This window comes from Streptomyces sp. NPDC017448 (genome assembly GCF_044330565.1).
Taxonomy (GTDB): Bacteria; Actinomycetota; Actinomycetes; order Streptomycetales; family Streptomycetaceae; genus Streptomyces.
The window spans coordinates 298,097-323,941 of sequence record NZ_JBIRLM010000006.1 but is presented as its reverse complement, the minus strand read 5'-3'; the positions used below and the strand labels follow the sequence as shown (position 1 = coordinate 323,941).

Genomic DNA, 25,845 nt, shown 5'->3' with positions numbered 1-25,845 from the left:
CGGGCGCGGGGTGGGGGGGGGGGGGGGGGCCGGCGGCCCGGGGGGGGGGGGGGGGGGGCGGGGGGGCCCCCCCCCCCCCCCCCCCCGGGGGCCCCCCCCCCCCCCCCGGGGGGCCGGGGCCGCCCTTCCCTACCGCTGTCCGTGCTGCCCGCGCCTCTCGCTTCGGCGGCGCAGCTCCTTCATCTGCCGGGCGAAGCCGTCCAGCCGCCCGTCGAGGCGCACGATGTCCTGCTGGACGTCCGCCAGCCGCACGCTCATCGCCCTGACCACCTGGTGCGTCAGCTCCGCCTTCCGGTCGAGGCTGTCGAGCCGCTCCGACATCCGCACCAGCACCGGCCCCAGCTCCTGCAGCGCGCTGCCCACCCCGGAGAGGCAGCTCTCGATGCGGGTGACGCGCTGGTCGAGGGAGGCGTACCGCGTGCGCAGCGGCTCCTCGGCGTCCAGGAGGTACGTCCGCACGCAGCGGGCGATGTCGCTGTCGCGAAGAAGCATGGCGATGTTGAGGACGGTGCGGCGGGTGTAGAGGGTCAGCTGCGTGGCAGCCTGTGGATAACTTTCCCTCCCCGCTCCCTCCCATAGGGACAACATGTCCCTATGGAAAAGCCGCAGCTCAGCGCCGCGCAACAGGACAAGTCCGTTCTCCGTGACCTCCGCGCGGTGCCGCTGGGTCACCTTCTTCACGGCCTCTGTGGATACTTCGAAGTAGCGGGCCACCTCCTCCGTGCGAACGTGAATTCCGTCCGGGAGCATGACCAGGCTCCTCACTTTGTCGAGGACGTCGACGCGCCCCATCTGCTCCCCGCGCAACGCGCGCGATTCGAGCAGGGCGACTTCCGTGGGCATGGGTGTGCCTTTCGTACGAGGGAATGACGAGGACGGCCCACACCCCGGGCTTCAGGGGTGGAGGACGCTCACGGTTGCCACTCACTCGATGACCGGTCCGGTGGGCTGGGCCTCACCCGGTGCCGGCATTCCCCGATGTCACGATCGCTACGACGCCACGGATTCCAGTTGCCTCCACGCGCCCTGCCCAACGACCCGGTGGACGCGACGTCACGCGGGGTTTGTCCGGTCGTACGACAGACGGCTCCCGCCCTGTCCGGGGCGGGAGCCGTCGTGTGCGCGGGTCTCAGGGCGCGGGCCTCAACCCCCCGTCGGGGCCCTCACTCCTCGCCCGCCAGCTTCAACGCCCGCAGCTTCTGGCCCGCGTACCAGGTGGCGGCGACCGTCACCGCGGCCAGCAGGACCGTGGCGAGCGGCAGACCGACCTCCGAGGTCACCGCCCCGTCGCCCGCCACCTTCTGGGCGACCGCCAGGGACCACTGCTGGACGCTGAGCGTCCGCGCCCCGGCCACCAGGCTGCCGAAGAGGGCCTCCCAGACCAGCGCGTAGACCAGGCCGAGGACGACCGCGTGCCGGCTGACGGTGCCGAGCAGCAGGAACAGGGCGCTGTACGCGATCGAGGCGACCAGCGCCGCGATCGTGTAGGCGACGGCGATCTGCTGGCCGTTGCCGTTCAGGATCAGGCCCGCCAGCAGCGTCGGCAGCGCGGAGAACACCATGGTCACCGCGATGGCCACGATCAGCTTGGTGAAGATGATCGTGGGCCGCTTCACCGGCTTGGCGAGCAGGTAGACGATCGAGCCGTCGTCGATCTCGGGGCCGATCGCCCCGGTTCCCGCGATCACGCCGATCAGCGGCACCATCGTGGCGATGGCGAAGCCGCCGAGGACGTTCGCAGCGACCTGGTCATCGGCTCCGGCGAACATCCGCACGGCCGCGGCGATGACCAGCAGCAGCGCGGGGAGGACGAACAGGATGGCGGCCCGGCGCCGGCCGAGCAGGGCCCGGTAGGTGAGCCGGGCGACTGTGGGGTCGTACATGACGGTGCACAGCTCCTTTCAGGCCGCTACTCAGGCCGCTACGAGGTAGGAAAAGACCGATTCGAGGGACTCGTCGGACGGTGAGACGGTGAGCAGCCGGATGCCCTGCTCCCGGGCCACCCTCGGCAGCAGTTCGGTGAACCGTCCGAAGTCGACGGCCTGGATGCGCAGCGCCTTCTCGGTCAGGTCGACCTCGATGCCCGCCGTGGACGGGTCGGCGATGAGCGCGGCCGCGAGGGCCCGGTCGTCGCTGGAGCGCACCAGGTAGCGGTGCGGCCGGTCCGTCATCAGCCGGCGGATCTTCCGGAAGTCGCCGGACGCGGCGTGCCGGCCCGCCACGATCACCTCGATGTGGGAGGCCAACTGCTCGACCTCTTCGAGGATGTGGGAGGAGAACAGGACCGTGCGCCCCTCCTCCCCCATCCGTCGCAGCAACTCCATGAGCTGCATCCGCTGGCGCGGGTCCATGCCGTTGAACGGCTCGTCCAGGAGCAGTACCGAGGGCTGGTGGACCAGCGCGGACGCCATCTTCACGCGCTGGCGCATGCCCTTGCTGTACGTGGAGATCTTGCGGTCCTGCGCGTACTCCATCTGGACCGTGGCGAGCGCCGTCCGCGCCTCCGCCTCGCCCAGGCCCTGGAGTTCGGCATTGGCGACGACGAACTCCTTGCCGGTGAGGAAGTCGTACATCGCCTCCCGCTCGGGGACGATGCCGATCTCCTTGTAGACGGCCTCGTTGCGCCAGATCTGCCGGCCGTCGAGCGTGACCTTCCCCGTCGAGGGGGCGAGGAATCCGCCCATCATGTTGATGAGGGTGGACTTCCCGGCTCCGTTCGGGCCGAGGAGACCGGTGACGCCGGGCCCCACGGTCATGGAGACGTCGTTGACGGCGACCACGTTGCCGAACCAGCGCGACGTGTGGTCGATCTCGATGGTGGTCACAGCCCGGCCCTCCGGTAGCGGCGCATCAGGACGGCGTACGAGCCGGCGACGAGCGCGAGAACAACGATCAGGTAGACCACCCCGGTACCGGCCCCCGGCCCCTCCCCTCCGGGGAAGGCGGAGGTGGCGCCGAGGAACGCGGTCTGGACGCCGTCGATCAGCGTGATCGGCGAGAAGAGGCCGAGCCACTGCACGGCCCCGCTCGACCCGGTCTCCCAGGCGATGGCCTGGACCGTGGAGACGGCCCCGTAGGTGATGGTCAGCAGGGCGATCACCGCGGCGACGCCGAAGCCGCGCCGGGGGGTGAGGGCGGCCATCACGAGGCCGAGCCCGGCGAACAGCACGGAGAGCAGCGCCACCGACACCAGTCCCTGGGCGAACCACTTGGTCTGATCGGCGAAGTCGAACTTCGCGAGCAGAGAACCCGCGTAGAGGACGAGCAGCGGCGCGCCGGTGAGGATGAAGAGCGCGGCGGCGGTGGCGGCGAACTTCGCCAGCACGTAGTCGGTGCGTTCGATGGGCCGCGAGAAATACAGGGGGACGGACTTGAACCGGAGGTCCCTGGAGACCGCCTGCGGCGCCTGCGCGGCGATGAAGAGTCCGATGACTGCCTGGAGGTAGATCGCGTACGAGGTGTACTCGATCACCAGCTTGCTGGCGTTCGGCGTGGCCATGGAGACGGCCACGAGGATCGCCGCGACCAGCGTCATCACGCCGAACAGCAGCATGGGCAGCACTTTGGACTTGGCGGAACGGCCCAGTCCGTAGGAGCCCCGCAGGGTCTGCGAGAACAGGGAGCGGCGGGCGTAGGCCCGGCCGAGCCGCGGCCCGTCGTAGGAGCGGTAGCCGATGTTGTGGATCCGGGAGGCGTCGCGCCCGGCCGCGGCCTTGGTCTCAGCGCTCATCGCGACCGCTTCCCTTCTGCTGGACGACCTGCTGCGCGGGCGGGGGGACGGCTCCGGCGGCGGCCGGGACGGTGGCCGGGTGGGCCCCGCCCTGTTCGGTACGGAAGACCTCGGCGATGTGGTGGCGGCGCTGTTCCATGCGGACCAGGCCGAGCCCCAGCCCGGCGACGCTGTCGCGGACCAGGTCGTAGGTGTCCTCCCCGTCCGCCTCGATCAACAGGATGTGGCCCGCTCCCGGCAGCCCCTCCGTGTCGATCCCGTCGTGGCCGACGAGCGTGACGCCGGCGTCGGTGAGGACCTTGCGCAGGGCGCCGGTGCCGTCGGGGTGGGCGTCGCTGTCGGTCACCTCGACCGCGAGGGTCGCCGTGGTCTGGGTGAAGTCGCTGGTGGAGCTGGAGCGCAGGAGCGTGCCGCCGTCGATGACGACGACGTGGTCGCAGGTGCGTTCCAGCTCGCCCAGGAGGTGGGAGGTCACCAGGACGGAGATGCCGAAGTCGGTGTAGACGCGGCGGATGAGGCCGAGCATCTCGTCCCGGCCGACCGGGTCCAGACCGTTGGTGGGCTCGTCGAGCAGGACCAGTCGGGGGTCGTGGACGAGGGCCTGGGCCAGCTTCACCCGCTGCTTCATGCCGGTCGAGTAGCCGCCGATGGGGCGGTAGCGCTCCTCGTAGAGGCCGACGTGGCGCAGGGTGTCGGCGGTGCGCTCGCGGGCGGCCGTGGGCGGCAGCCCCGACATGCGGGCCATGTGCACGACGAACTCGGTCGCCGAGACGTCCGGCGGCAGGCAGTCGTGTTCGGGCATGTACCCCACCCGTTCCCGGATGGCGGCGCCGCTGGTCGCGACGTCGAGCCCGAGCACCGCGGCCCGGCCTTCGGTGGCGGGGGAGAGACCCAGCAGGATCTTGATCAGTGTGGACTTGCCGGCTCCGTTGGAACCCACCAGACCGGTCACACCCGGTCCGATGTCCAACGTGAGCCGGTCAAGCGCGGTCACCCGGGGGAACCGCATGCTCAGGGCTTCGGTAGCGATTACGGCTGTCACGTCCACGACGTTAGTGGTGCGGACCACACCGGTCGTCAGCCCTGACGGCTGGATCGGCGTCAGACTCCAGGCGTACGCGCCCGTAGGGGGGCGGGCGAGGAAGGGCGGCGCAGGAGCCCCGGCCGGGTGGTCCTCGGGGGCGTGCGCAGGAGTCGTGCACCGGGTGGCGTGCGCAGGTGCGCACCGGGGCGTGCGCCCGGTGGCGCCCCGGGCCGGCCCTGGCCCCAGGACCGGCCCTCCGAGGTTTTCCCCAGGCGATGCGGCCCCCTTGACGTAGCCGCTGGACATGGTCACATTCATCAGTGTCACGTTACGGACGCGTACCGCACACGGCAGGGAACGGACGGTGGCATGACCGGCAGGGTTTCGGCAGGGCAGCACGATCTCACCCCGGAGGCGCGGGGGTTGGGAGAAGTCCAACGGCTGCCCTGCGCCTGCGCGGGGGCGGTCGCCGGACGGTGGGTGCGGTGGGCGGTCGAACCCCGCCTCGGATTCCGGGGTACGGGCGCCGAGTTCGAGGAGGTCCTGGTCGTCCCCGGCTCCGAGGGCCCCGAGCAGAGCGCCTTCCGGCCGGACGACGATCTGCCGCACATGCGGCGCTGGACCAGGGAGAAGGTGGCGGCGTGAATCTGTCTCAGGCGCGTGAACGGTACGTGCGTACGGGCGGCGTCGAGCTGTGCGTCGCGGAGCTGGGCGACGCGGACCGGCCGACCGTGGTGCTGGTCCACGGCTACCCGGACAGCAAGGAGGTCTGGTCGGAGGTGGCCCGGCGACTGGCCGGGCAGTGGCACGTGGTGCTGTACGACGTGCGGGGGCACGGCCGGTCCACCGCGCCGAAGCCGCTGCGCGGCGGCTTCACCCTGGAGAAGCTGACCGACGACTTCCTGGCCGTGATCGACACGGTCAGCCCGGACCGTCCGGTGCACGTCGTCGGCCACGACTGGGGCTCCGTCCAGTCCTGGGAGTTCGTCACGGTCGGCCGGACCGAGGGCAGGATCGCCTCCTTCACCTCGATGTCCGGGCCCTCCCTGGACCACTTCGGGCACTGGATCAAGCAGAGGATGGCCCGCCCCACCCCGCGCCGGGTCGGCCAACTGCTCGGCCAGGGCGCCAAGTCCTGGTACGTGTACATGCTCCACACGCCGGTCCTGCCGGAGCTCGCCTGGCGCGGGCCGCTCGGCAGACGCTGGCCGCGGATCCTGGAGCGGCTGGAGAAGGTGCCCCCGGGCGACTACCCCACCGCCTCCCTGCCCGACGACGCGGCACACGGGGCGTGGCTCTACCGCGACAACGTCCGCGCCCGGCTCGGCAGGCCCCGCGCGGACGCCCACGCCCACGCACCGGTCCAGCTGATCACGCCGACCGGGGACTCCTTCCTCTCCGAACGGCTCTACGACGAGCTGGAGGGCTGGGTACCCGCGCTGGTGCGCCGCTCACTCCCGGCCAAGCACTGGGTTCCCCGCACCCGCCCGGACCAGATCGCTTCCTGGATCACCGAGTTCGTGAGCGCGAACGAGTCGGCCGAGCGCGCCGGGACCCCGCCGCGACCGGTGACGCAGAGCCCCTACGCACAGCGGTTCGGCGGCCAACTGGTCCTGGTGACGGGCGCGGCCTCCGGGATCGGACGGGCCACGGCGTTCGCGTTCGCCGAGGCGGGCGCGCGGATCGTGGCCGTGGACCGCGACGCGGACGGAGCCGCCCGGACCGCCGAGAAGGCGCGGCTCATCGGGGCGCCGGCCGCCTGGGGCGAAGCGGTCGACGTCGGCGACGAAGCCGCGATGGAGAAGCTCGCCACCCGGGTCGCCACGGAGTACGGAACCGTCGACGTACTGGTCAACAACGCCGGGATCGGCCTCTCCGGCCCCTTCCTGGAGACCACGGCCGAGGAGTGGAAGAAGGTCCTCGACGTCAATCTGTGGGGCGTCGTCCACGGCTGCCGGTTCTTCGGCAAGCAGATGGCGGACCGCGGCCAGGGCGGCCATATCGTCAACATGGCGTCGGCCGCGGCCTTCCAGCCCTCGCGCGCGCTGCCCGCGTACAGCACGTCGAAGGCGGCCGTGCTGATGCTCAGCGAATGTCTGCGGGCCGAGCTGGCGGAGAAAGCGATCGGGGTGAGCGCCATATGCCCCGGCGTCGTGAACACCGGCATCACCGGCGCCGCGCACTTCACGGGGGTCGACGCGGCGGAGCAGGACCGGTTGCGCAAGCGGGCGGCCAAGCTCTACGGGCGGCGCAACTACCCTCCGGAGAAGGTCGCCGACGCGGTCCTGCGGGCGGTCGTGCGCAACCAGGCCGTGGTGCCGGTGACCCCGGAGGCGCGCGGTCTGCGGCTGCTCTCCCGGCTGAGCCCGGGGGCGCTGCGCTCCGTCGCCCGGCTGAAGCCGCCGCTGTGACCGGGCCCGGCGCGCCCTCGGCCGGGGGAGAAAAAGCCGCCGAATACCGTATCGAGGACCTGGCCCACGCCAGCGGGGCCACCGTGCGCACGATCCGCGCCTACCAGGACCGGGGGCTGCTGCCGACACCCGAACGCCGGGGACGGGCCAACGTGTACCGGGAGGCCCATCTGGTGCGGCTGCGGCAGATCGCGGACCTGCTCGACCGTGGCTACACCCTGGCCAGCATCAAGGAGTTGCTGGAGGCGTGGGACGCCGGGCGGGGGCTCGGCGGGGTGCTCGGCCTGGTGGCGGAGGTGCACGGCCCGTGGACGGACGAGGAGGCCGGCCGGATCAGCCGCCGGGAGCTGGAGGCGAAGTTCGGCGGCCGGCGGGACGACGCGGCCATCGCCGAGGCGGTGGACCTCGGCGTACTGGAGCGTGTGCCGGGCCGGGACGACGAGTTCCTCGTGCCGAGCCCGCAAGAGCTGGCGGTGGCCGTCGAGTTGCACGCCGCCGGTGTCCCCCTGCCCGCCATCGCCGGCCACCTGAGGGAGCTCCGCTGCCAGGTCGAGCACATCGCCTCACGTTTCCTGGAGTTCACCACGGAACACGTCTTCGCGCGCTATCTGGGGAACCGGCCGCCCACGGACTCCGACGCAGCCGATGCCGCCTCCCTGGTACGCCGGTTGCGCCCGCTCGCCCAGCAGTCGGTGGAGGCCGAACTGGCGCGCGCCATGCGGACCTTCGCCCCTCGGCACCTGCATCACCACCTGGGTGCGGAGGGCGGCGCCATGGACGTGGAATCGTTCCGCCCGGTGCTGCTGCCGGTACGGACCGCACAGGCGGTGCGGGACCTGGTCGGTGCGGGTCAGGTGGCCGCGTTCGTCACGGCTGCTGCCGAACGAGAGGTACAGGCACGGGCGTTGGATGGCCTAGCAGCAACTCACGCAAAAACAGACAAAGTTAACGAACTACCCTAAAGAACACAGCCCCTTGTCCACAGTTTTTCCAAAGCGCCTGTGGATAACCCGAGTTGGCTGTGGATCAAACCTGATGACGAAAAACAACCGAGGAATCACAGAAGAATGACAGGCTGACCATACGAAGAGGCGAGGGGGCGCCCCAGCGACGAGACCACGCCGCACAGGAGCGGCGGGCAACCGTCCTGGAGAGCAGAGGGCCGGGCGGCCAGAAGGGCCGGACTCCGGCACGAGCACCGGGGCGACGTCCGCGTGCACCGGAAGGACGTCACGGGCGCCGGGGCGATGTCCGTCAGCACCGGAAGGACGTCACGGGCGCCGGGGCGAAACACGGATGCGTCGGCCGGCTCGTACCGGCACGCTGGCACCATGGACGAACGTCGCACCGTCAAGGTGTCCAAGTACCTCTCGAAACACCTGCGGCACCAGCCGGAACGCATCGGCCTCGCCCTCGACCGGAACGGCTGGGTGGCGGTGGACGAGCTGCTCACCGCCGCGGCCCGGCACGGATTCGCCCTCTCACGCGCCGAGCTCGACCACGCCGTCGCCGTCAACGACAAGCGGCGCTTCACCGTGGAGAGCGGCGTCGACGGCGACCGCATCCGAGCCGCCCAGGGGCATACCGTCGCCGTCGACCTGGAGCTGCCGCCCGCCGAACCGCCCGCGTACCTCTACCACGGCACGGTCGCCCGCGCGCTGGACGCGATCCGGGCCGAGGGCCTGCGACCCATGGGCCGCCACCACGTCCACCTGTCGCCCGACCGGGAGACGGCCGCCCGGGTCGGCGCCCGCCGAGGCCGCCCCCTCGTGCTCACCGTGGACGCGGGCGCGATGCACCGCGCCGGCCATCTCCTCCGGGTCAGCGACAACGGCGTCTGGCTCGCCGAGGCCGTACCGCCGGAGTTCCTGCGCCTGCGCGGCTGAGCAGCGGGCGCGCCGTCGGCCCGCCGGACGGGCCCGGGCGCCGACCCGGCACCTCGTCGGCGCCCCGCATCCCGGACGCCGGAGCTCACGCGAGCTGTGCCGGCGCTTCGGTCGCGATGCGTTCGAAGACCTTCTCGTCGGCGTCGAAGACCGAGTCCGGGACCGGGGCGTGGACGACGATCTCGGTGAAGCCCAGCTCCGCGTGGCGTCCCGCGAAGTCGACGAAGGCGTCCACCGACTCCAGCGGGGCGTTGCGGTCCGGGGTGAAGCCGGTCAGCAGGACCCGGCCCGGCTCGGCGGCGTCCCGGCCGATCTCCGCGCAGGCCGCCGTGAACTTCTCGTTCTGCGCCCGCAGCGCGGCCCGCGACTCCTCCGGGGTGCCGTTCTCGTACAGCTTCGGGTCGCCGGTGGTGACCCATGCCTGCCCGTGCCGGACGGCGAGCTTCAGGCCGCGCGGTCCGGTCGCCGCGACCGCGAAGGGCAGCCGGGGCCGCTGGACGCACCCGGGGATGTTGCGGGCCTCCTCCGCGGCGTAGAAGGTCCCGCGCTCGGTCACCGCGTCCTCGGTGAGCAGCCGGTCCAGGAGCGGTACGAACTCGGCGAACCGGTCGGCGCGCTCGCGCGGGGTCCACGCCTCCTGGCCCAGGGCGGTGGCGTCGAAGCCGCCGCCCCCCGCACCGATGCCCAGGGTGACCCGGCCTCCCGAGACGTCGTCCAGGGTGATCAGCTCCTTGGCCAGCGTGACCGGGTGGCGGAAGTTCGGCGAGGTCACCAGCGTGCCCAGCCTCAGCCGTTCGGTGGCCGTCGCCGCGGCGGTGAGGGCGGGGAGCGCGCCGAACCACGGGCCGTCCCGGAAGGTCCGCCACGACAGGTGGTCATAGGTGTAGGCGGTGTGGAAGCCCAGCTCCTCCGCCCGCTGCCAGCGCTCGCGACCTCCCTCGTTCCAACGGTGGACGGGCAGGATCACGATGCTCAGACGGGGGCTCATGCTCCTGAGCCTACGGCCGGGCCGGGGGCGGGGGAGCCCCCTCCATGGCTTCGGCATATGCCAATGACATTTTCGCTGGTCAGCGTCTTCTTCACTCAGATGTGCGCACCTCCGCACGCACGTGCGCCCTGGTGGGCGAGAATGGGCCGGTGACCTCAGTGACCGAGACGCCTCTTCCCGCCGTGACCCGGCTGATCGCCACCGATCTCGACGGCACTCTGCTGCGCGACGACAAGACGCTGTCCGCGCGTACGCTCGCGGCCCTCGCGGCGGCCGAGGAGGCCGGCATCGAGGTCTTCTTCGTGACCGGCAGGCCGGCCCGCTGGATGGACGTCGTACGGGCCCACGTCCAGAGCCACGGCACGGCGATCTGCGCCAACGGAGCCGTGGTCACCGATCTGCGGAGGGACGGCGAGCTCCTCTCCGTACGGCCGCTGGAGCGCGTCGCCGCCCTGCACGTCGTGCGCACCCTGCGCGAAGCGGCCCCCGGCGCCTCCTTCGCCGTCGAGCTGACCACCGGCATCAACTACGAACCGGCCTACCCGCCCTTCCACCTGGACCCGGGCGCCACGGTGGCGGTCGCCGAGAAGCTGCTGCACGAGGACGCGCCGGGCGCCGGAGCGCCGGTGCTCAAGCTGCTGGCCCACCACACCGAGCTGGCGCCCGACGCCTTCCTCGCCCTGGCCCGTTCGGCGGCCGGGGACCGGGCCGCCATCACCCGCTCCAGCCCCTCCGCGCTCCTGGAGGTCAGCGGGCTCGGCGTCTCCAAGGCCACCACCCTCGCGGCCTGCTGCGCCGAGCGCGGTATCGCTGCGGCCGAGGTGGTCGCCTTCGGGGACATGCCCAACGATGTCGAGATGCTCCGCTGGGCCGGGGCCTCCTTCGCCATGGGCAACGCCCACCCGGCCGCGGTGGCCGCCGCCACGGGCCGGACCGCCACCAATGAGGAGGACGGGGTGGCCGTCGTCATCGAGCGGATCCTCGCCGCCCGCGCAGCAACCCGCTGAAACCTTTCAGCACATCGGTCGCGACCGCTCTCCCCCGGTGGTCGCGACCGCTGCCCTCCCTCACAACGGCGCCTCCCACACCACCGTCGTCCCGCCGCCGTCCTTCCCGAGGCCCGGCTCGATCCGGCTCGCCCCGCCCAGGGACTCGGCGCGGCGGGCCAGGTTGCGCAGGCCGCTGCGCCGACCGCCCTCCGGGATGCCCACCCCGTCGTCTGCCACCGAGAGCCGTACCGCCCCCCGCCCGTCCGCCAGGGTCGCCGTCGCATCGACGACCACGTCGATCAACGACGCCTCCGCGTGCCGGAACGCGTTGGAGAGGGCCTCCCGCAAGGCGGCGACCAGGTTCTTCCCGGTCAGCTCGCCGACGAGCGCGTCCACCGGGCCCAGGAAGCGGTGCGAGGGCTTGAAACCGAGCGGGACGGCCGCCATGTTGATCTCCCGCAGCACACGGGTGCGCAGCCCCGAAGGGGCCTCGGCCGGTTCCTGCTGGAGCGCGAAGATGGCCGTACGGATCTCCTGGATCGTCACGTCCAGCTCGTCGACCGCCCGGGCGACACCGGTCCGCACCTCGGGAACGACCGCTCTGCGCTGGGCGCTCTCCAGCATCATTCCGGTGGCGAACAGCCGCTGGATGACCAGGTCGTGGAGGTCCCGGGCGATCCGGTCGCGGTCCTCGTACACCGCCAGCCGCTCGCGGTCCCGCTGGGCCTCGGCCATCATCAGCGCGAGCGCCGCCTGGGAGGCGAACTGGGTGGCGAGGGTCCGTTCGGTCGCGGTGAACGGGCGCGCGCCCCGGGCGCGCGGGGTGGCCAACGCCCCGAGCACCCGGCCCCCGCTGTGCAGCGGGAGCATCATGCTCGGGCCGAACCGGGCGGCCGGCCTGGTCACCATCCGGCTGTCGGTGGCCGAGTCGTCGATGAACACCGCCTCGCCCGCGAGCAGCTTCGCCGCCACCGCGCTGTGGGGCGGGATGATCACCCCGAGCAAGGACGAGGGCTCGTCGGACGACACGGCGACGATCTCCAGCCCGCCTCCCTCGGCCGGCAGGAGCACGATCCCGGCGGCGGAACCGGCGAGTCGGCGGGCCTGTTCGGCGACCACGGACAGCGCCTCGTCCGCGTCCCCGCCCGACAGGAGCGCGGTGGTGACCGCGACCGAACCGTCGATCCAGTGCTCCCGCTGCCGCGCCGCCTCGTACAGCCGGGCGTTGCCGATGGCGATCCCGGCCTCCGTGGCGAGCACCCGGACGGTGTGGAGGTCGTAGTCGGTGAACTCCGCGCCGTTCCGCTTCTCCGTGAGGTAGAGGTTGCCGAAGATCTCTCCCTGGACCTGGATGGGCACCCCCAGGAAGGTGCGCATCCGCGGGTGGCCCGCGGGGAACCCCTCCGCACGGGGGTCGGCGGCCAGGTCGGCCAGGCGGACCGGGCCCGGGTCGTGGATCAGCGCGCCGAGCAGCCCCCGGTGGCCGTCGGGCAGCCGCCCGATCTCCTCGACCGCCTCCGGCGGTACGCCGTACGTGACGAAGTCCGACAACCCCTCGCCCGACTCGTCGACGACGCCGATCGCGGCGTACTCGGCGTGGGCGAGTTCGGCGGCCGTCTCGCAGATCCGGTCCAGGGTGGAGTGCAGTTCCAGCCCCGAGCCCACCGACCGCATCGCCTCCAGCAACTGCGGCACCCGGGCGGCCAGCTCCGTGGAGAGCCCTTGGAGGCTGCGGGCGGCCCGGGTGGCGGCGTCGAGGGAGTCCTTCGGGTCGGGCTCTGCCATGGCCCGAGCCTAGTTAGTACCGTTACAGGACGAAAGTCGAGAATGCGTGTGAAGTCCCGCCGGACCACCGGTCCCTGCGCGGGGCCTCCCGGCCCGCGGCTCACACCCCCGCCCCCACCGCGGCCCTCTCGCGCTCCAGCATGCGGCGCAGCGGGCCGGCCTCGGCCGCGAGTTCGGCGTACGGGCCGCGCTGCACCACCCGGCCCGCCTCCAGCACCAGCACCTCGTCCACCGCCCCCAGTCCGGTCAGCCGGTGCGTGATCAGGACCGTCGCGCGGCCCCGGGTCGCGTCCAGCAGATCGGCGGTGAGGGCGTGGGCGGTCGGCAGGTCGAGGTGTTCGGCCGGCTCGTCCAGGACGAGTACGGGGAAGTCGGCGAGCAGCGCGCGAGCCAGGGCGAGGCGTTGGCGCTGGCCGCCGGAGAGCCGGGCGCCGTGCTCACCCACCGGGGTGTCCAGGCCCTGCGGAAGGGTCTGCACCCAGTCGAGGAGACGGGCCCGGGAGAGCGCGTCGCGCAGTTCGGGGTCGGACGCCCCGGGGCGGGCCAGGCGCAGGTTCTCGCGGATCGTGCTGTCGAAGACGTGCGCGTCCTGGGCGCAGAGCCCGACCGAGCGCCGGACGGTGTCCGAGTCCAGCGCGGACGCCTCGACGCCGCCGAGCCGGTACGTCCCCGACGAGGCGTCCAGGAAGCGCAGCAGGACCTGGGCGAGCGTCGTCTTGCCCGAGCCGGAGGGGCCCACGACCGCGATGCGCCGTCCGGCCGTCAGCGTCAGGTCGAGCGCGGTCAGCGCGTCGTGCCCGGCCGCCGGATAGCGGGCGCTCAGCCCCCGTACCTCCAGCGGGAACGGGGAGACGGGCTCCTCGGCGGGGCGCTCGGGCTCGCGTACGGGGACGGGGGCGTCCAGCACCTCGTACACCCGCTCCCCGCTCCGGGCGACGCGGCGGCGGTACTGCACGGCGAGCGGCAGCCCGGCGACGGCCTCGAAGGCGGCGAGCGGGGTCAGCACCACCACGGCGAGCGCGACCCCCGACAACCGGCCGTCGTTCACGGCGGGCACGGCGACGAGCCCGGCGGCCACCACGGTGAGCCCGCAGACCAGGGCGGAGAGGCCGCCGCCCAGGGCGGTCGCGGCGGCGGCCCGCGAGGCGATCCGGGTGAGCAGGGCGTCGGCCTCGCGCAGCCGCCTCCGGCGCTCGGGCAGCGCCCCGGCGACGGTCAGCTCCGCGGTGCCGCCGAGGAGGTCGGTGACACGGGTGGCCAGGGCGGCGCGGGCCGGGGCGAGCCGGCCCTCCGTACGGCGGGCGCAGGCGCCGCTGACGAGCGGAACGACCACCCCGGCGAGCAGCAGCCCGACCGCGAGGATCACGCCCGCCTCCGGGAGCAGCCAGCCGGTGAATCCGGCGGCCGCGGCCCCCACCACGGCGGCGGTCCCGGCCGGCAGCAGCCAGCGCAGCCAGTAGTCCTGGAGCGCGTCCACGTCGGCGACGAGCCGGGTCAGCAGATCGCCGCGGCGCGTGGTGCGCAGCCCGGCGGGTGCGATGCGTTCGAGACCCCGGTAGACGGAGACGCGCAGGTCGGCGAGGAGCTTGAGGACGGCGTCGTGCGAGACGAGCCGCTCGGCGTAGCGGAAGACCGCCCGTCCGATACCGAAGGCGCGGGTCGCGGTGACCGCCATCATCAAGTACATGACCGGGGGTTCTTCGGAGGCGCGGGAGATCAGCCAGCCGGAGACCGCCATGAGCCCCACGGCCGACCCGACCGCCAGGCTGCCCAGCAGCAGGGCCAGGGCCAGCTGTCCCCGCTGTGCCCCGGCGGACCTCCGGACGCGGGCGAGCACCCGTCCGGAAGGAGCCTCCGTCCCCCCCGGGCCGCTGTCGGCCGCGCGCAGTTCCTCCGCCCGGCGGGTGTCGAGGAGTTCGCCCCCGGCGAGCGGCTGGGGGACGGCCGGTCCGGTGCCGCGTCCCGCCGCTCCGGTCCGGCGGACGGCGCCGCCCGCCTCCAGGGTCACCACCCGGTCGGCGACCGCCAGCAGCGCCGGGCGGTGGACGACCAGGAGGACGGTCCGCCCGGCGGCCAGCCTCCGTACCGCGTCGACGATGCCCGCCTCGCTCTCGCCGTCCAGGCTCGCGGTCGGCTCGTCCAGCAGCAGGACCGGCCGGTCGGCGAGGAACGCGCGGGCCAGGGCGAGGCGCTGGCGCTGGCCCGCGGAGAGCCCGGCACCGTCCTCACCGAGCGCCGTGAGCATCCCCTCGGGCAGGGCGGCGACGAAGTCGTACGCGCCGGCTTCCCGCAGCGCCGCGAGGACTGCCTCGTCATCGGCGCCGGGCCGGGCGAGCCGGACGTTCTCGGCGATCGTGCCGGCGAAGAGGTGGGGGCGCTGGGGAACCCAGGCGATACGGCTCCGCCAGCGTTCGAGGTCCAGCTCCGCGAGGTCCCGGCCGCCCACCCGGACGTGTCCCTCATCGGGCACGGCGAACCCGAGGACCACGTTCAGCAGGGTGGACTTGCCGACTCCGCTCGGGCCGACCAGGGCGACGGTCTCCCCGGGCTCCACGGTGAGCGACGCGGCGTTCAGCGACGGTTCGGCGCGGCCCCGGTGGCGTACGGTCACCTCCGCCAGCTCCAGCCGCAGCGAGTCGGGGACCTCCCCGGCCCCCGAGGGGGGAGGCGCGGTCTCCAGGACCGTGAAGACCTCCTCGGCGGCCGACAGCCCCTCGGCCGCCGCGTGGTACTGCGCCCCCACCTGGCGGATCGGCAGATAGGCCTCGGGGGCCAGGATCAGGACGACCAGGCCGGTGTAGAGGTCGAGCTCTCCGTGGACGAGCCGCATGCCGATCGTCACGGCGACCAGGGCCACCGACAGCGTGGCCAGCAGCTCCAGGGCGAACGAGGAGAGGAAGGCGATCCGCAGGGTACGCAGGGTGGCTCGGCGGTAGTCGGAGGTGATCGTGCGGATCGAGGCGGCCTGGGCCTTGGCCCGGCCGAAGACCTTGAGGGTCGGCAGCCCGGCGACCACGTCCAGGAAGTGCCCGGAGAGCCGGGACAGCAGCTGCCACTGGCGGTCCATCCGGGACTGGGTGGCCCAGCCGATCAGGATCATGAACAGCGGGATGAGCGGCAGGGTGACCACGATGATCGCCGCCGACACCCAGTCCTCGGTGACGATCCGGGCGAGCACCGCGACGGGTACGACGACCGCGAGGCCGAGCTGGGGAAGGTAGCGGGCGAAGTAGTCGTCGAGCGCGTCGATCCCCCGGGTCGCCAGGGTGGTCAGGGAGCCGGTGCGCTGGCCGCTCAGCCAGTCGGGGCCCAGAAGCGTGGCCCGCTCCAGGAGACGGCCGCGCAGTTCGGACTTGACGGCCGCGCTCGCGCGATGGGCCGCCAGCTCGGTGAGCCAGGCGATCAGGGCCCGGCCGACCGCCACCGCGGCGAGCAGCAGCAGAGGGGTGCGCAACTCGGTGACGGTGAGCCCGCCCTCGAAACCGCCCACCACGATCTCGGCGATGAGCATCGCCTGAGCGATCACCAGCAGGGCGCCGAGCAGGCCGAGGGCGACCGCGGCCACCAGGAAGAGGCGGGTGGCCCGTGCGTGGTGGAGGAGACGCGGATCGATCGGTTTCACGTGAAACATCCCCCCGGCGGGGTCGGTGAGCTCTGCGGGATCGGCGTCGGCCGCGGGCCCCTCAGGGGTGACGGGGCCCGCGGCTCGCCGGGGTCAGTGCGCGTCGGCGATGTGCTGGGTGCCGATGCGCTTGCGGAAGACCCAGTAGGTCCAGCTCTGGTAGAGCAGCACGACGGGCGTGGCGATGCCCGCGCACCAGGTCATGATCCGGAGCGTGTACGGGCTGGACGAGGCGTTGGTGACGGTGAGGTTCCAGGCGTCGTTCAGCGAGGACGGCATGACGTTCGGGAAGAGCGTCAGGAAGAGCATCGCGACCGCCGCCGCGATCGTCACGCCCGAGAAGGCGAACGACCAGCCCTCGCGGCCCTTGGCGACGGCCGCGATCGCGGCCGTGAGCGCCGCCACCGCCACGATCAGGGCCCCCAGGCTCCAGCCGTTCCCGTTGTCGGCCTGGGTCCAGAGCAGGAAGCCCAGGGCGAGCACCGCGGTGACCGGCCCCAGCTTGAGCGCCAGGGCGCGGGCCCGGACCCGGATGTCGCCCGCCGTCTTGAGTCCCGCGAACACCGTCCCGTGGAAGGTGAAGAGGGTGAGCGTGACGAGGCCGCCGAGAAGGGCGTACGGGTTGAGGAGGTCCCAGACGTTGCCGACGTACTCCATGTCGGCGTCGATCTTCACGCCCCGCACGATGTTCCCGAAGGCCACGCCCCACAGCACGGCGGGAATCAGGGAGGTCCAGAAGATCGCGGTCTCCCAGTTCGTCTGCCACCGTTCCTCGGGCCGCTTGGCGCGGTACTCGAAGGCGACGCCGCGCACGATCAGGCAGAACAGGATGATCAGCAGCGGCAGGTAGAAGCCGGAGAAGAGGGTGGCGTACCACTCGGGGAAGGCGGCGAAGGTCGCGCCGCCGGCGCTGAGCAGCCAGACCTCATTGCCGTCCCAGACGGGTCCGATCGTGTTGATCAGGACCCGCCGCTCCTTGCGGTCACGGGCCAGCAGCCGGGTGAGGACCCCGATGCCGAAGTCGAACCCCTCCAGGAAGAAGTAGCCGGTCCAGAGGACGGCGATGAGCACGAACCAGACGTCGTGGAGTTCCATCTCTCAGCTCCTGTGCTCAGTACGAGAAGGCCATGGGCCGGTCGGCGTCTTCTTCGTCGTGTCCGCCGATCTTCTTGGGCGGGTTGAGGTCGTCCTCGGTGAGTTCCGGAGGACCTGCCTTGATGTACTTCACGAGCAGCTTCACCTCGATCACGGCGAGCACCGCGTACAACAGGGTGAAGACGACCATCGAGGTGATGACCTCGCCCTGCGAGACACCGGGGGAGACCCCCGCCCGGGTCTGGAGCACTCCGTAGACCACCCACGGCTGGCGGCCCATCTCGGTGAAGATCCAGCCCCAGGAATTGGCGATCAGCGGGAAGAGCAGCGTCCAGAGCGCCACGAGCCAGTAGAGCTTGGTGAGCTTCGGGCTCAGGGCCTTGTTCTTGAAGAGGACCAGATGCGGCACCTCGTCCTCACCGGTCCGCAGCGCCGGCGGCAGCAGGAACTTCTTCCGGGTCAGCCAGAGCCCCAGCAGGCCGAGGCCGAAGGAGGCCATCCCGAAGCCGATCATCCACCGGAAGCTCCAGAACGCGACCGGGATGTTGGGGCGGTAGTCGCCGGGCCCGTGCTTCTCCTCAAGGCTCTTGTTGATGTCGTTGATGCCGGGGACGTGCGAGTTCGGGTCGTTGTTGGCGAGGAAGGAGAGCACCCCGGGGATCGATATCTCAACCGAGTTGTGGCCCTCGCTGACGTCCCCGTACGCGAAGATCGAGAACGGCGCCCCGTCCTGCCCGTCCCAGAGGGCCTCGGCGGCGGCCATCTTCATCGGCTGCTGCCGGAACATGACCTTGGCGAGGCTGTCGCCGCTGACGGCGGTGAGCATTCCGGCCGCCACGACGGTGATCAGGCCGAGCCGCAGCGAGGTCCGCATCACCGGGATGTGCTTCTTGCGCGCCAGGTGGAAGGCGGCGATGCCGACCATGAAGGCGCCGCCGACCAGGAACGCCGCCGTGATCGTGTGGAAGAACTGGGTGACCGCGGTGTCCTGGGTGAGGACCCGCCAGAAGTCGGTCAGCTCGGCGCGTCCGCGCTCCTCGTCGATCCGGTAGCCGACCGGGTGCTGCATCCAGGAGTTGGCCGCCAGGATGAAGTAGGCGGAGAGGATCGTGCCGATCGAGACCATCCACATGCAGGCGAGGTGGATCTTCTTCGGGAGCTTGTCCCAGCCGAAGATCCACAGCCCGATGAAGGTGGACTCGAAGAAGAAGGCGATCAGCGCCTCGAAGGCGAGCGGAGCGCCGAAGACGTCGCCGACGAAGCGCGAGTAGTCGGACCAGTTCATGCCGAACTGGAACTCCTGGACGATGCCCGTGACGACGCCCATGGCGATGTTGATCAGGAACAGCTTGCCCCAGAACTTGGTGGCCCTGAGGTACTTCTCCTTCTCCGTCCGCACCCAGGCGGTCTGCAGACCGGCCGTGAGCGCGGCGAGCGAGATCGTCAGCGGGACGAAGAGGAAGTGGTAGACGGTGGTGATGCCGAACTGCCATCGCGCCAGGGTCTCCGGCGCCAGAGCGAGGTCCACGTCGTCAGTCTCCTTACATCGCCGTGGTCGTACCGGCACTACGCCCCGGCGATTCCACCGATTACGGGGGAAAGCAGGGCACGCTTGTGAACGCGTTCACATTCACAAGCAATTATGGCGCACACACTTTCGGACCCTTCGCCGGGGGTACCCCTTTTCGCCGACCACCCGCGCCGAGACCGCCCCGTCCCCGCAGACCATGCGCGCCGAGACCGTTCCGTCCCCGCAGTCCGCACGCGCCGAGACCGCCCCGCCGCCGACTATCCGCGCCGAGACCGCCCCGCCCCCGCCGGCCGCACGCGCCGAAGCCGGTCCCGCCCCGCCGACCGCTTCGCCCCTCGGCCCCCTCGCACGCCGGAGCCGGCCCACGCGACGGGCCCCGGACCTCGTCGATCAAGGTCCGGGGCCCGTACGGACACCGCTTCGGCCTGCGGGGGAGCGGAGGCTACAGCTCCGCGCGGAACGCCTCCGCCGCCTTGAGGAAGAGGTCGTTGCCCTCGCTCTCGCCGATCGTGACCCGTACGCCCTCCCCGGCGAACGGGCGCACGACCACGCCGGCCCGCTCGCAGGCGCCCGCGAAGTCGAGGGTCCGCTCCCCCAGCCGCAGCCAGACGAAGTTCGCCTGCGATTCCGGCACCGCCCAGCCCTGGCGCTTCAGCTCGGCGCTCACCCGGGAGCGCTCGGCGACCAGCGAGCCGACCCGGCCCAGCAGCTCGTCCTCCGCCCGGAGCGAGGCCACCGCCGCGTCCTGGGCGAGCTGGCTCACACCGAAGGGGACGGCCGTCTTGCGCAGCGCCGCCGCCACCGGCTCGTGGGCCACCGCGAACCCGACCCGCAGCCCCGCCAGGCCGTACGCCTTGGAGAAGGTCCGCAGCACCGCCACATTGGGCCGGTCCCGGTAGATCTCGATGCCGTCCGGCACATCGGCGTCACGGATGAACTCCTTGTACGCCTCGTCGAGCACCACCAGCACATCGCTCGGCACCCGGTCGAGGAACCGTTCCAGCTCGGCTCGGCGCACCACCGTGCCGGTGGGGTTGTTGGGGTTGCAGACGAAGATCAGCCGGGTCCGGTCGGTGATCGCCTCCGCCATCGCGTCGAGGTCGTGCACATCCCCCTCGGTCAACGGCACCTTGACCGAGGTCGCTCCGCTGACCTGGGTGATGATCGGGTACGCCTCGAAGGACCGCCAGGCGTAGACGACCTCGTCACCGGGGCCCGATGTGGCCTGCAGCAGCTGCTGGGCGACCCCCACCGAGCCGGTGCCGGTGGCGAGATGCGAGAGGGGCACACCGAAACGCTCGGCCAGCTCGTTCATCAGACCGGTGCACGCCATGTCCGGGTAGCGGTTGAAGGTCCCCGCCGCGGCGAGCGCCGACTCCAGGACGCCCGGCAGGGGCGGATAGGGGTTCTCGTTGGAGGACAGCTTGTACGCGACCGGACCACCGGCCGCCGCCGGCTTCCCCGGCACGTAGGCGGGAACGCCGTCCAGTTCGGCGCGCAGCTTGGGGCTCGTCTCGCTCACCGCAGGTCCTCCTCGACCATCCGTTCACATCAATACTGCACACCCTATGAGGATTGGGCCCCGGTGCGAATGGGCCGAGCGGGAAATCGGCCGCGGTGCCCGGGAAGGGGCCTCCGCGGGGGCCGCCACGGGTTTCCGCCGGAGGGGGCGCTCGCCGCCCAAACGCGCGCCGGTGGCCCGCGCCGTGGCGCGCGTCCCCCGAACTGGTGAGTTGAGACCTCTTCGAGACATCGGCCATCCAGCAGGCCGCGAGGCCACCTCGCCTGAAACCTGTAAGCCTTAATGCCCAACTGCCTTGCTTTACCATGGAACTGATGGCGCGTCGCCTTGCAGAAACGTACCTGTCAACGTGGGCATATGCGACCGGACCGACCACCCTTCGGAGCCCTACTATCGGCTCGCCATGACAGCAGCAGGGAAGCACCAGGTGAGCCGGACGGAGACCCCCCGGCGCAGCGGCCGGCCAGGACGGGCGGGGATCCGTGACGTGGCCGCTGCGGCCGGCGTCTCGATCACGACCGTCTCCGACGCGCTCAACGGCAAGGGCAGGCTCCCGGACGCCACCCGCCGCCATGTCCGCGAGGTCGCCGAGCGCCTGGGCTACCGCCCGTCCGCCGCGGCCCGAACCCTCCGTACGGGCAAGTCGGGGCTCATCGGCCTGACCGTGACCACGTACGGGAATGAACCTTTCACCTTCACCGAATTCGCGTACTTCGCGGAGATGGCGAGAGCCGCGACCTCCGCGGCGCTCGCCCGCGGCTACGCCCTCGTCATCCTCCCCGCCACCTCCCGGCACGACGTCTGGTCGAACGTCGCGCTCGACGGAACCGTCGTCATCGACCCCTCCGACCAGGACCCGGTCGTCACCGAACTCGTCCGCCAGGGTCTGCCCGTCGTATCGGACGGCCGCCCGGCCGGGACGCTCCCCGTCACCGCCTGGGTCGACAACGACCACCGGGCCGCCGTGCTCGACCTCCTCGACCACCTCGCCGCCGCCGGGGCCCGCCGCATCGGCCTGCTGACCGGCAACACCACCGACACGTACACCCGGCTGTCCACCGCCGCCTACCTCCACTGGTGCGAGCGGGTCGGCCAGGACCCCGTCTACGAGTCCTACCCTGCCCACGACCCGTGCGCGGGCGCGGTAGCCGCCGACCGGCTGCTCGCCCGCCCGGATCGCCCCGACGCCGTCTACGGGCTCTTCGACCCCAACGGGACCGACCTCCTCGCCGCGGCCCGCCGCTACGGGCTGCGCGTCCCCGACGACCTGCTGCTGGTCTGCTGCAGCGAGTCCACCGTGTACGCGGCCACCGAACCGCCCATCACGACGCTCTCGCTGAAGCCCCGGCGCATCGGCACGGCCGTCGTCCAGCTCCTCATCGACGCCATCGAAGGGGTCGAGCACGACGGGCCGGTGGAGCAGGTCATACCGACGGAGCTCATCGTCCGGACCTCCTCCCAGCGACGTCCACCCCGCACCACGGTCAGCGCGCCGCGCTCCCCCAGCAGGGATTGATCGTCACTTTTCGGACCAATCGGCCGGTGAACCGTGCGTGCGCCCGGATTCACCACCCCTGGTGCGTCACACAGATCGATCCGCATTCCTATGATGGGCGCACGACACCGCGGACCACCTCTACCAGGCACGGCCCGTCAGGTGTACGGCGGCGCGACGGTGGTGGAGGGGTCGATGACTCAGGGGGCCGGTCAGGAACCCGTGGTGCGGACGGCGACGTTGCGTGACTTCCGGGTTCCGCCGTACGCGCAGACACCCGTGCCACCGCCCGCTCAGGCGGCACCGCCATCCCCGGTGCCGCCGCGCGCACCGGAGCCGGGCCCGCCGCCCGGCGCGTCCCCACCGCAGGCCCCCGGAGCTCCCGGGGCCTCCGTGCCGCCCCCCACGCCCGCACCGCCGCCGCACCCCGGCAACGCCGTCGTGGGCGACGAGCAGCCGGACGGCTACACCCCGACCGAGCGGGACCTCCCGGTCATCCGTCGCGGCGACACGGTCCAGGTCCGGACGGTCTCCGAGCCGAGCCCCGGCCCCGGCCCCGAGGACAGCCGCGGTCCGCTCTACGTCGTCGGGGACGTGCACGGCTACCTGGACGAGCTGCTGGCCGCCCTCGGGGAGCAGGGCCTCGTCGACGCCGACGGGAAGTGGGCCGCGGGCAACGCCCGGCTGTGGTTCCTCGGCGACTTCACCGACCGCGGCCCGGACGGCATCGGAGTCATCGACCTCGTCATGCGGCTCTCCGCCGAGGCCGCGGCGGCGGGCGGCTACTGCAAGGCCCTGATGGGCAACCACGAACTGCTGCTGATCGGCGCCAAGCGGTTCGGCGACACCCCCGTCAACTCGGGGGCGGGCACCGCCACCTTCCAGGCCGCCTGGCTGCTCAACGGCGGCCAGAAGGCCGACATGGACCGCCTCCAGGACGTCCACCTCCAGTGGATGTCGCGACTCGACGCCGTCGTCGAGCAGGACGGCCATCTGCTGCTGCACTCCGACACGACGGCCTACCTCGACTACGGCTCCACCATCGAGGACGTCAACGACACGATCACGGCCATTCTCACGCGCAACGACGCCGACGAGTGCTGGGACCTGTTCCGCAAGCTCACCAAGCGGTTCGCCTTCCGGGACGAGGGCGGCTCCCACGCCGTGCGCGAGCTGCTGTCGACGTACGGAGGACAGCGCGTCGTCCATGGTCACAGCCCCATTCCGTACCTTCTGGGCGAGGTCGGCACGGAGGACGGCGACGAGGAGTCGGGCCCCGTGATCACCGGCCCCCACGTGTACGCGGACGGTCTCGCCATCGCCATGGACGGCGGTGTGACCATGGCCGGAAAGCTGCTGGTGGTTCAGCTCCCCCTGCATGACTGACCGTCGAGGGGGAAGGCGCTTCAGGTTGCGTCCGCGCCGACCCCGCCGATCACCGGGCCCCTCACCGGACCCAATTCTGGAAACACCCTGTCACCGCGTGCCGTGAGCGCTCTACCATCGGCCTAACAGTGGCAGGCTCTCCTCCGTTTCCGCCCGATCGCCCGGTCCACGCGGGCATTCGGGCACCGACGGAGCATCGGGGGATGCAGATGACAAGCGCTCCGCACCTGCTGGCCGAGGACGGACCCGAGTACGAGCGGATCCTGGGCGACGCACTGCGCCACGCTCACGAACGCCCGGACCTCGAGGGCGTCGGTGACCGGCTCAACACCGAACAGCTGCGTACCCTGGCGCTCGGCGCCACGGCGCTGATCACCGCGTCCGCGGCCACCGAGTACGAGCACTACGTCCAGGCCCGCGGCGAACTGCGCCGGGCGGCGGCCGCCGAGGAGGTACCGCCTCTGGACGGGCCGCAGAGCACGGCGGCCGGAGCCGGTGCGGGCGTAGGCGCGGTCGTCACGGTGCTGACGCCGCTGCTGGCCGGCGCCGCGGCCGTCATCTTCCTGCTCGTCGGCTACCTGCTCAGGGCGGTCAACCCGTCGTGGGCGTTCGGCCGCCCCCTGGTCACGGCCGGGTGGTTCTTCGCCTGCGTCGCCGCCGCGGCGATCCTGGTCGCCGCCGTCGGGCTGCTCGTCACCGCGCTCCGCAACGGTGCGACGTCCCTGGACGCCGAGGACGAGGAGCAGGAGCTTCCGGAAGAGGTCGCGCGGGCCAGGGAGGCGTGGCGCCACGCTCTGCTGGAGCGGGGCATCCTCCCGTTCCTCCGGGACGCCCTGGACGACCCCACGGCGGGCCCCGCCGCACGCACCCCGCACCGTTCACCCCACCGTATCCCGAAGATCGGCTACAGCAGGCCGGACTTCTCCGGCCCGGAGGACGGCCCGGCGGCCGGGCCCCGGCCGACCTTCACCAGCCCCGACTTCACCAGCCCGGACTTCGGCGGCCCCGAACACCAGCCGGACTGAGAAGGAGCCCGGACTCCCGCCGGGCCGCACCGTGCTTCCGTCGCCCGGACACACCGCGGGCCGGGGCGGCAAGTGCCGCGCCCGGCCCGGGGACGCTCCGGACGGACCGGAGCGGTGGATCAGACGGCCTGCGGAGCCAGCTTCGGGTTGGCGCCGTACTGGTTCGCCTCGTGCTTGCCCTCCGAAGCGAGGAAGACGAGCAGGATGATGCCGCCGACCAGCGGGACGAACGAGATCAGGAACCACCAGCCCGAGCGACCGGTGTCGTGCAGACGCCGCACCATCACCGCGAGCGACGGAATGACCGTCGCGACCAGGTAGATCATGTACGGGATGGTGGTCTCTATCGCGAATCCGACAGCCGCGAGGACGATCGCCACGACCATGTGGATCAAGGTGAACATCCAGTACTCCTTGCGGCGCGCACGTCCGCTGAAGCCTGCGTAGTTCTTGAGTACGGCCAGGTACCAGTTCACTGTGTTTCCCTCCCCGAAGCCCCCCGTGCGAGGGCTCCCCTTTTCAGCCAAGCAAGCCGGAAAGTAAGCCACAGATAAGGACTGGGTCAAGCTGCATTGACGCAGGAGGGGAACGTACATCCACCTGCCACACGACTGTGTCCATACTGTCGCCCAATAAGGCGTTCAACCCCCGCAAATACCTTCGGAATGGCCGAGGTTGGCCAATCCACGCAGAACGCCCTACGGGCCTTGCCACCACGGCCGGTTCAGGGCTCCGCGCCGGGTGCTTCCGCCTCCGGCCGCTCAGCCGCGGCGAGGGCCACCTCGACCGGGCAGTCCGGCCCGGGACGGGCCGTGCGGCCGCGGGCGGTGGGTGCCGGCTCCCGGTCGCCGGCCGCGTGGGTATCCGTTGGGTGACCCGCGTCGGCGGGCTGTTCACTGACGGCATGACGCATCCCGCCCGTGTGCATCGGACCACCGTCGCCGCCGATCACCCGTACGTCCTGGAGCGGGCGTTCAACACCTTCGACGCCGACGTCGTCGACCGGCTGTACGAGGCCGACGCGCTGTTCGTCCCCCGGCCCGGCCGCCCCCGGACCGGCCCCGACCGGATACCGGCCCACCGGGACTTCCTCGCCCTGCCCGTACCGATCCGGGTCTCCCCGCGCCACACCTACGTCTCCGGCGATCTGGCGCTCCTGATCGTCGACTGGGCCGTGGAGGGCCGGGCGGCGCACGGCCAACAGGTCCGGATCGCGGGCACGGCCACCGACGTCGCCCGCCGGGGCTCCGACGGGTTCTGGCGCTACGTCATCGACAACCCGTTCGGCACGGCGCAGCCGCCCGGCCCGGAGCAGGCCCGACCACCGTCCGGTCCAGGCGGCGGCCGGTCCGTCCC

At 72.0% G+C, this 25,845-nt stretch carries 20 protein-coding genes and 2 pseudogenes; 9 read left to right on the top strand and 13 right to left on the bottom strand.

What is annotated here, in order from left to right:
* Positions 1–129: 129 nt before the first annotated feature.
* From ACH4K1_RS13705 to ACH4K1_RS13685, 5 genes are all read right to left on the bottom strand, one after another.
* On the bottom strand, positions 130–843 hold the full coding sequence (locus tag ACH4K1_RS13705) for a hypothetical protein (protein WP_398089224.1): 714 nt from the start codon (positions 841–843) through the stop codon (positions 130–132).
* A 320-nt stretch (positions 844–1,163) separates the two neighbouring features.
* Positions 1,164–1,883, bottom strand: coding sequence for an ABC transporter permease (locus tag ACH4K1_RS13700; protein ID WP_398089223.1), 720 nt, complete (start codon positions 1,881–1,883; stop codon positions 1,164–1,166).
* A 30-nt stretch (positions 1,884–1,913) separates the two neighbouring features.
* Positions 1,914–2,825, bottom strand: a complete 912-nt coding sequence (locus tag ACH4K1_RS13695; RefSeq protein ID WP_398089221.1) for an ABC transporter ATP-binding protein — start codon at positions 2,823–2,825, stop codon at positions 1,914–1,916.
* Positions 2,822–3,730 (bottom strand): ABC transporter permease, encoded by a 909-nt coding sequence (locus ACH4K1_RS13690; protein ID WP_398089219.1) that lies wholly within the window; start codon positions 3,728–3,730, stop codon positions 2,822–2,824. The genes ACH4K1_RS13695 and ACH4K1_RS13690 overlap by 4 nt, the downstream gene beginning before the upstream one ends.
* Positions 3,720–4,739: an ABC transporter ATP-binding protein gene (locus ACH4K1_RS13685; protein ID WP_398089290.1), complete on the bottom strand. Its 1,020-nt coding sequence runs from the start codon at positions 4,737–4,739 to the stop codon at positions 3,720–3,722. The genes ACH4K1_RS13690 and ACH4K1_RS13685 overlap by 11 nt, the downstream gene beginning before the upstream one ends.
* A 501-nt stretch (positions 4,740–5,240) precedes the next feature.
* On the opposite strand from ACH4K1_RS13685, the pseudogene ACH4K1_RS13680 reads away from it, so the two are divergent.
* The 4 genes and pseudogenes from ACH4K1_RS13680 to ACH4K1_RS13665 form a co-directional block, all read left to right on the top strand.
* Positions 5,241–5,399, top strand: a pseudogene (locus ACH4K1_RS13680) (Xaa-Pro aminopeptidase); the annotation flags it as partial.
* Positions 5,396–7,165, top strand: a complete 1,770-nt coding sequence (locus tag ACH4K1_RS13675) for an SDR family oxidoreductase (RefSeq protein ID WP_398089217.1) — start codon at positions 5,396–5,398, stop codon at positions 7,163–7,165. The pseudogene ACH4K1_RS13680 and the gene ACH4K1_RS13675, both read left to right, overlap by 4 nt.
* Entirely contained in the window at positions 7,162–8,127 is a 966-nt protein-coding gene (locus tag ACH4K1_RS13670; RefSeq protein WP_398089215.1) for a MerR family transcriptional regulator, read from the top strand. Before ACH4K1_RS13675 ends, ACH4K1_RS13670 begins: the two co-directional genes overlap by 4 nt.
* A gap of 369 nt (positions 8,128–8,496) precedes the next feature.
* On the top strand, positions 8,497–9,051 hold the full coding sequence (locus ACH4K1_RS13665) for an RNA 2'-phosphotransferase (RefSeq protein ID WP_398089213.1): 555 nt from the start codon (positions 8,497–8,499) through the stop codon (positions 9,049–9,051).
* Between the two features lie 85 nt (positions 9,052–9,136).
* Here ACH4K1_RS13665 and ACH4K1_RS13660 read toward each other — a convergent pair whose 3' ends face one another.
* Positions 9,137–10,039, bottom strand: a complete 903-nt coding sequence (locus ACH4K1_RS13660) for an LLM class flavin-dependent oxidoreductase (protein ID WP_398089212.1) — start codon at positions 10,037–10,039, stop codon at positions 9,137–9,139.
* Positions 10,040–10,188: 149 nt separating this feature from the next.
* Between ACH4K1_RS13660 and ACH4K1_RS13655 the strand changes: the two genes are divergently transcribed.
* Entirely contained in the window at positions 10,189–11,046 is an 858-nt protein-coding gene (locus ACH4K1_RS13655; RefSeq protein WP_398089210.1) for an HAD hydrolase family protein, read from the top strand.
* A gap of 60 nt (positions 11,047–11,106) precedes the next feature.
* Here ACH4K1_RS13655 and ACH4K1_RS13650 read toward each other — a convergent pair whose 3' ends face one another.
* From ACH4K1_RS13650 to hisC, 5 genes are all read right to left on the bottom strand, one after another.
* Complete coding sequence (locus ACH4K1_RS13650; RefSeq protein WP_398089209.1) at positions 11,107–12,813, bottom strand: GAF domain-containing protein; 1,707 nt, start codon at positions 12,811–12,813, stop codon at positions 11,107–11,109.
* Positions 12,814–12,913: 100 nt separating this feature from the next.
* Positions 12,914–16,435 carry a thiol reductant ABC exporter subunit CydD gene (gene cydD, locus ACH4K1_RS13645; RefSeq protein ID WP_398089207.1) on the bottom strand — a complete coding sequence of 1,174 codons (3,522 nt, stop codon included), beginning with the start codon at positions 16,433–16,435 and terminating at the stop codon, positions 12,914–12,916.
* 93 nt (positions 16,436–16,528) lie between these two features.
* Entirely contained in the window at positions 16,529–17,530 is a 1,002-nt protein-coding gene (gene cydB, locus ACH4K1_RS13640; RefSeq protein WP_398089205.1) for a cytochrome d ubiquinol oxidase subunit II, read from the bottom strand.
* Between the two features lie 16 nt (positions 17,531–17,546).
* The gene (locus ACH4K1_RS13635) at positions 17,547–19,058 is read right to left on the bottom strand and encodes a cytochrome ubiquinol oxidase subunit I (protein WP_398089204.1); all 1,512 of its coding nucleotides are present in this window, start codon (positions 19,056–19,058) and stop codon (positions 17,547–17,549) included.
* Between the two features lie 445 nt (positions 19,059–19,503).
* Positions 19,504–20,583, bottom strand: a complete 1,080-nt coding sequence (gene hisC / locus ACH4K1_RS13630) for a histidinol-phosphate transaminase (RefSeq protein WP_398089202.1) — start codon at positions 20,581–20,583, stop codon at positions 19,504–19,506.
* Positions 20,584–20,986: 403 nt separating this feature from the next.
* Between hisC and ACH4K1_RS13625 the strand changes: the two genes are divergently transcribed.
* The 3 genes from ACH4K1_RS13625 (at position 20,987) to ACH4K1_RS13615 (ending at position 24,489) form a co-directional block, all read left to right on the top strand.
* Positions 20,987–22,099, top strand: coding sequence for a LacI family DNA-binding transcriptional regulator (locus tag ACH4K1_RS13625; RefSeq protein ID WP_228991836.1), 1,113 nt, complete (start codon positions 20,987–20,989; stop codon positions 22,097–22,099).
* A 174-nt stretch (positions 22,100–22,273) separates the two neighbouring features.
* The gene (locus ACH4K1_RS13620; RefSeq protein WP_398089201.1) at positions 22,274–23,464 is read left to right on the top strand and encodes a metallophosphoesterase; all 1,191 of its coding nucleotides are present in this window, start codon (positions 22,274–22,276) and stop codon (positions 23,462–23,464) included.
* Positions 23,465–23,667: 203 nt separating this feature from the next.
* A complete protein-coding gene (locus tag ACH4K1_RS13615; protein WP_398089200.1) occupies positions 23,668–24,489 on the top strand; it encodes a hypothetical protein in 822 nt (273 codons plus the stop codon).
* Between the two features lie 119 nt (positions 24,490–24,608).
* Here the strand turns inward: ACH4K1_RS13615 and ACH4K1_RS13610 are convergent, their stop codons facing one another.
* Positions 24,609–24,965 carry a DUF805 domain-containing protein gene (locus tag ACH4K1_RS13610; RefSeq protein WP_398089198.1) on the bottom strand — a complete coding sequence of 119 codons (357 nt, stop codon included), beginning with the start codon at positions 24,963–24,965 and terminating at the stop codon, positions 24,609–24,611.
* 248 nt (positions 24,966–25,213) lie between these two features.
* A complete protein-coding gene (locus tag ACH4K1_RS13605; protein WP_398089197.1) occupies positions 25,214–25,570 on the bottom strand; it encodes a hypothetical protein in 357 nt (118 codons plus the stop codon).
* Between ACH4K1_RS13605 and ACH4K1_RS13600 the strand changes: the two are divergent.
* Positions 25,451–25,693: pseudogene (locus ACH4K1_RS13600) on the top strand (YybH family protein); the annotation flags it as partial. The gene ACH4K1_RS13605 and the pseudogene ACH4K1_RS13600 sit on opposite strands and share 120 nt — an antisense overlap.
* Between the last annotated feature and the right edge of the window lie 152 nt (positions 25,694–25,845).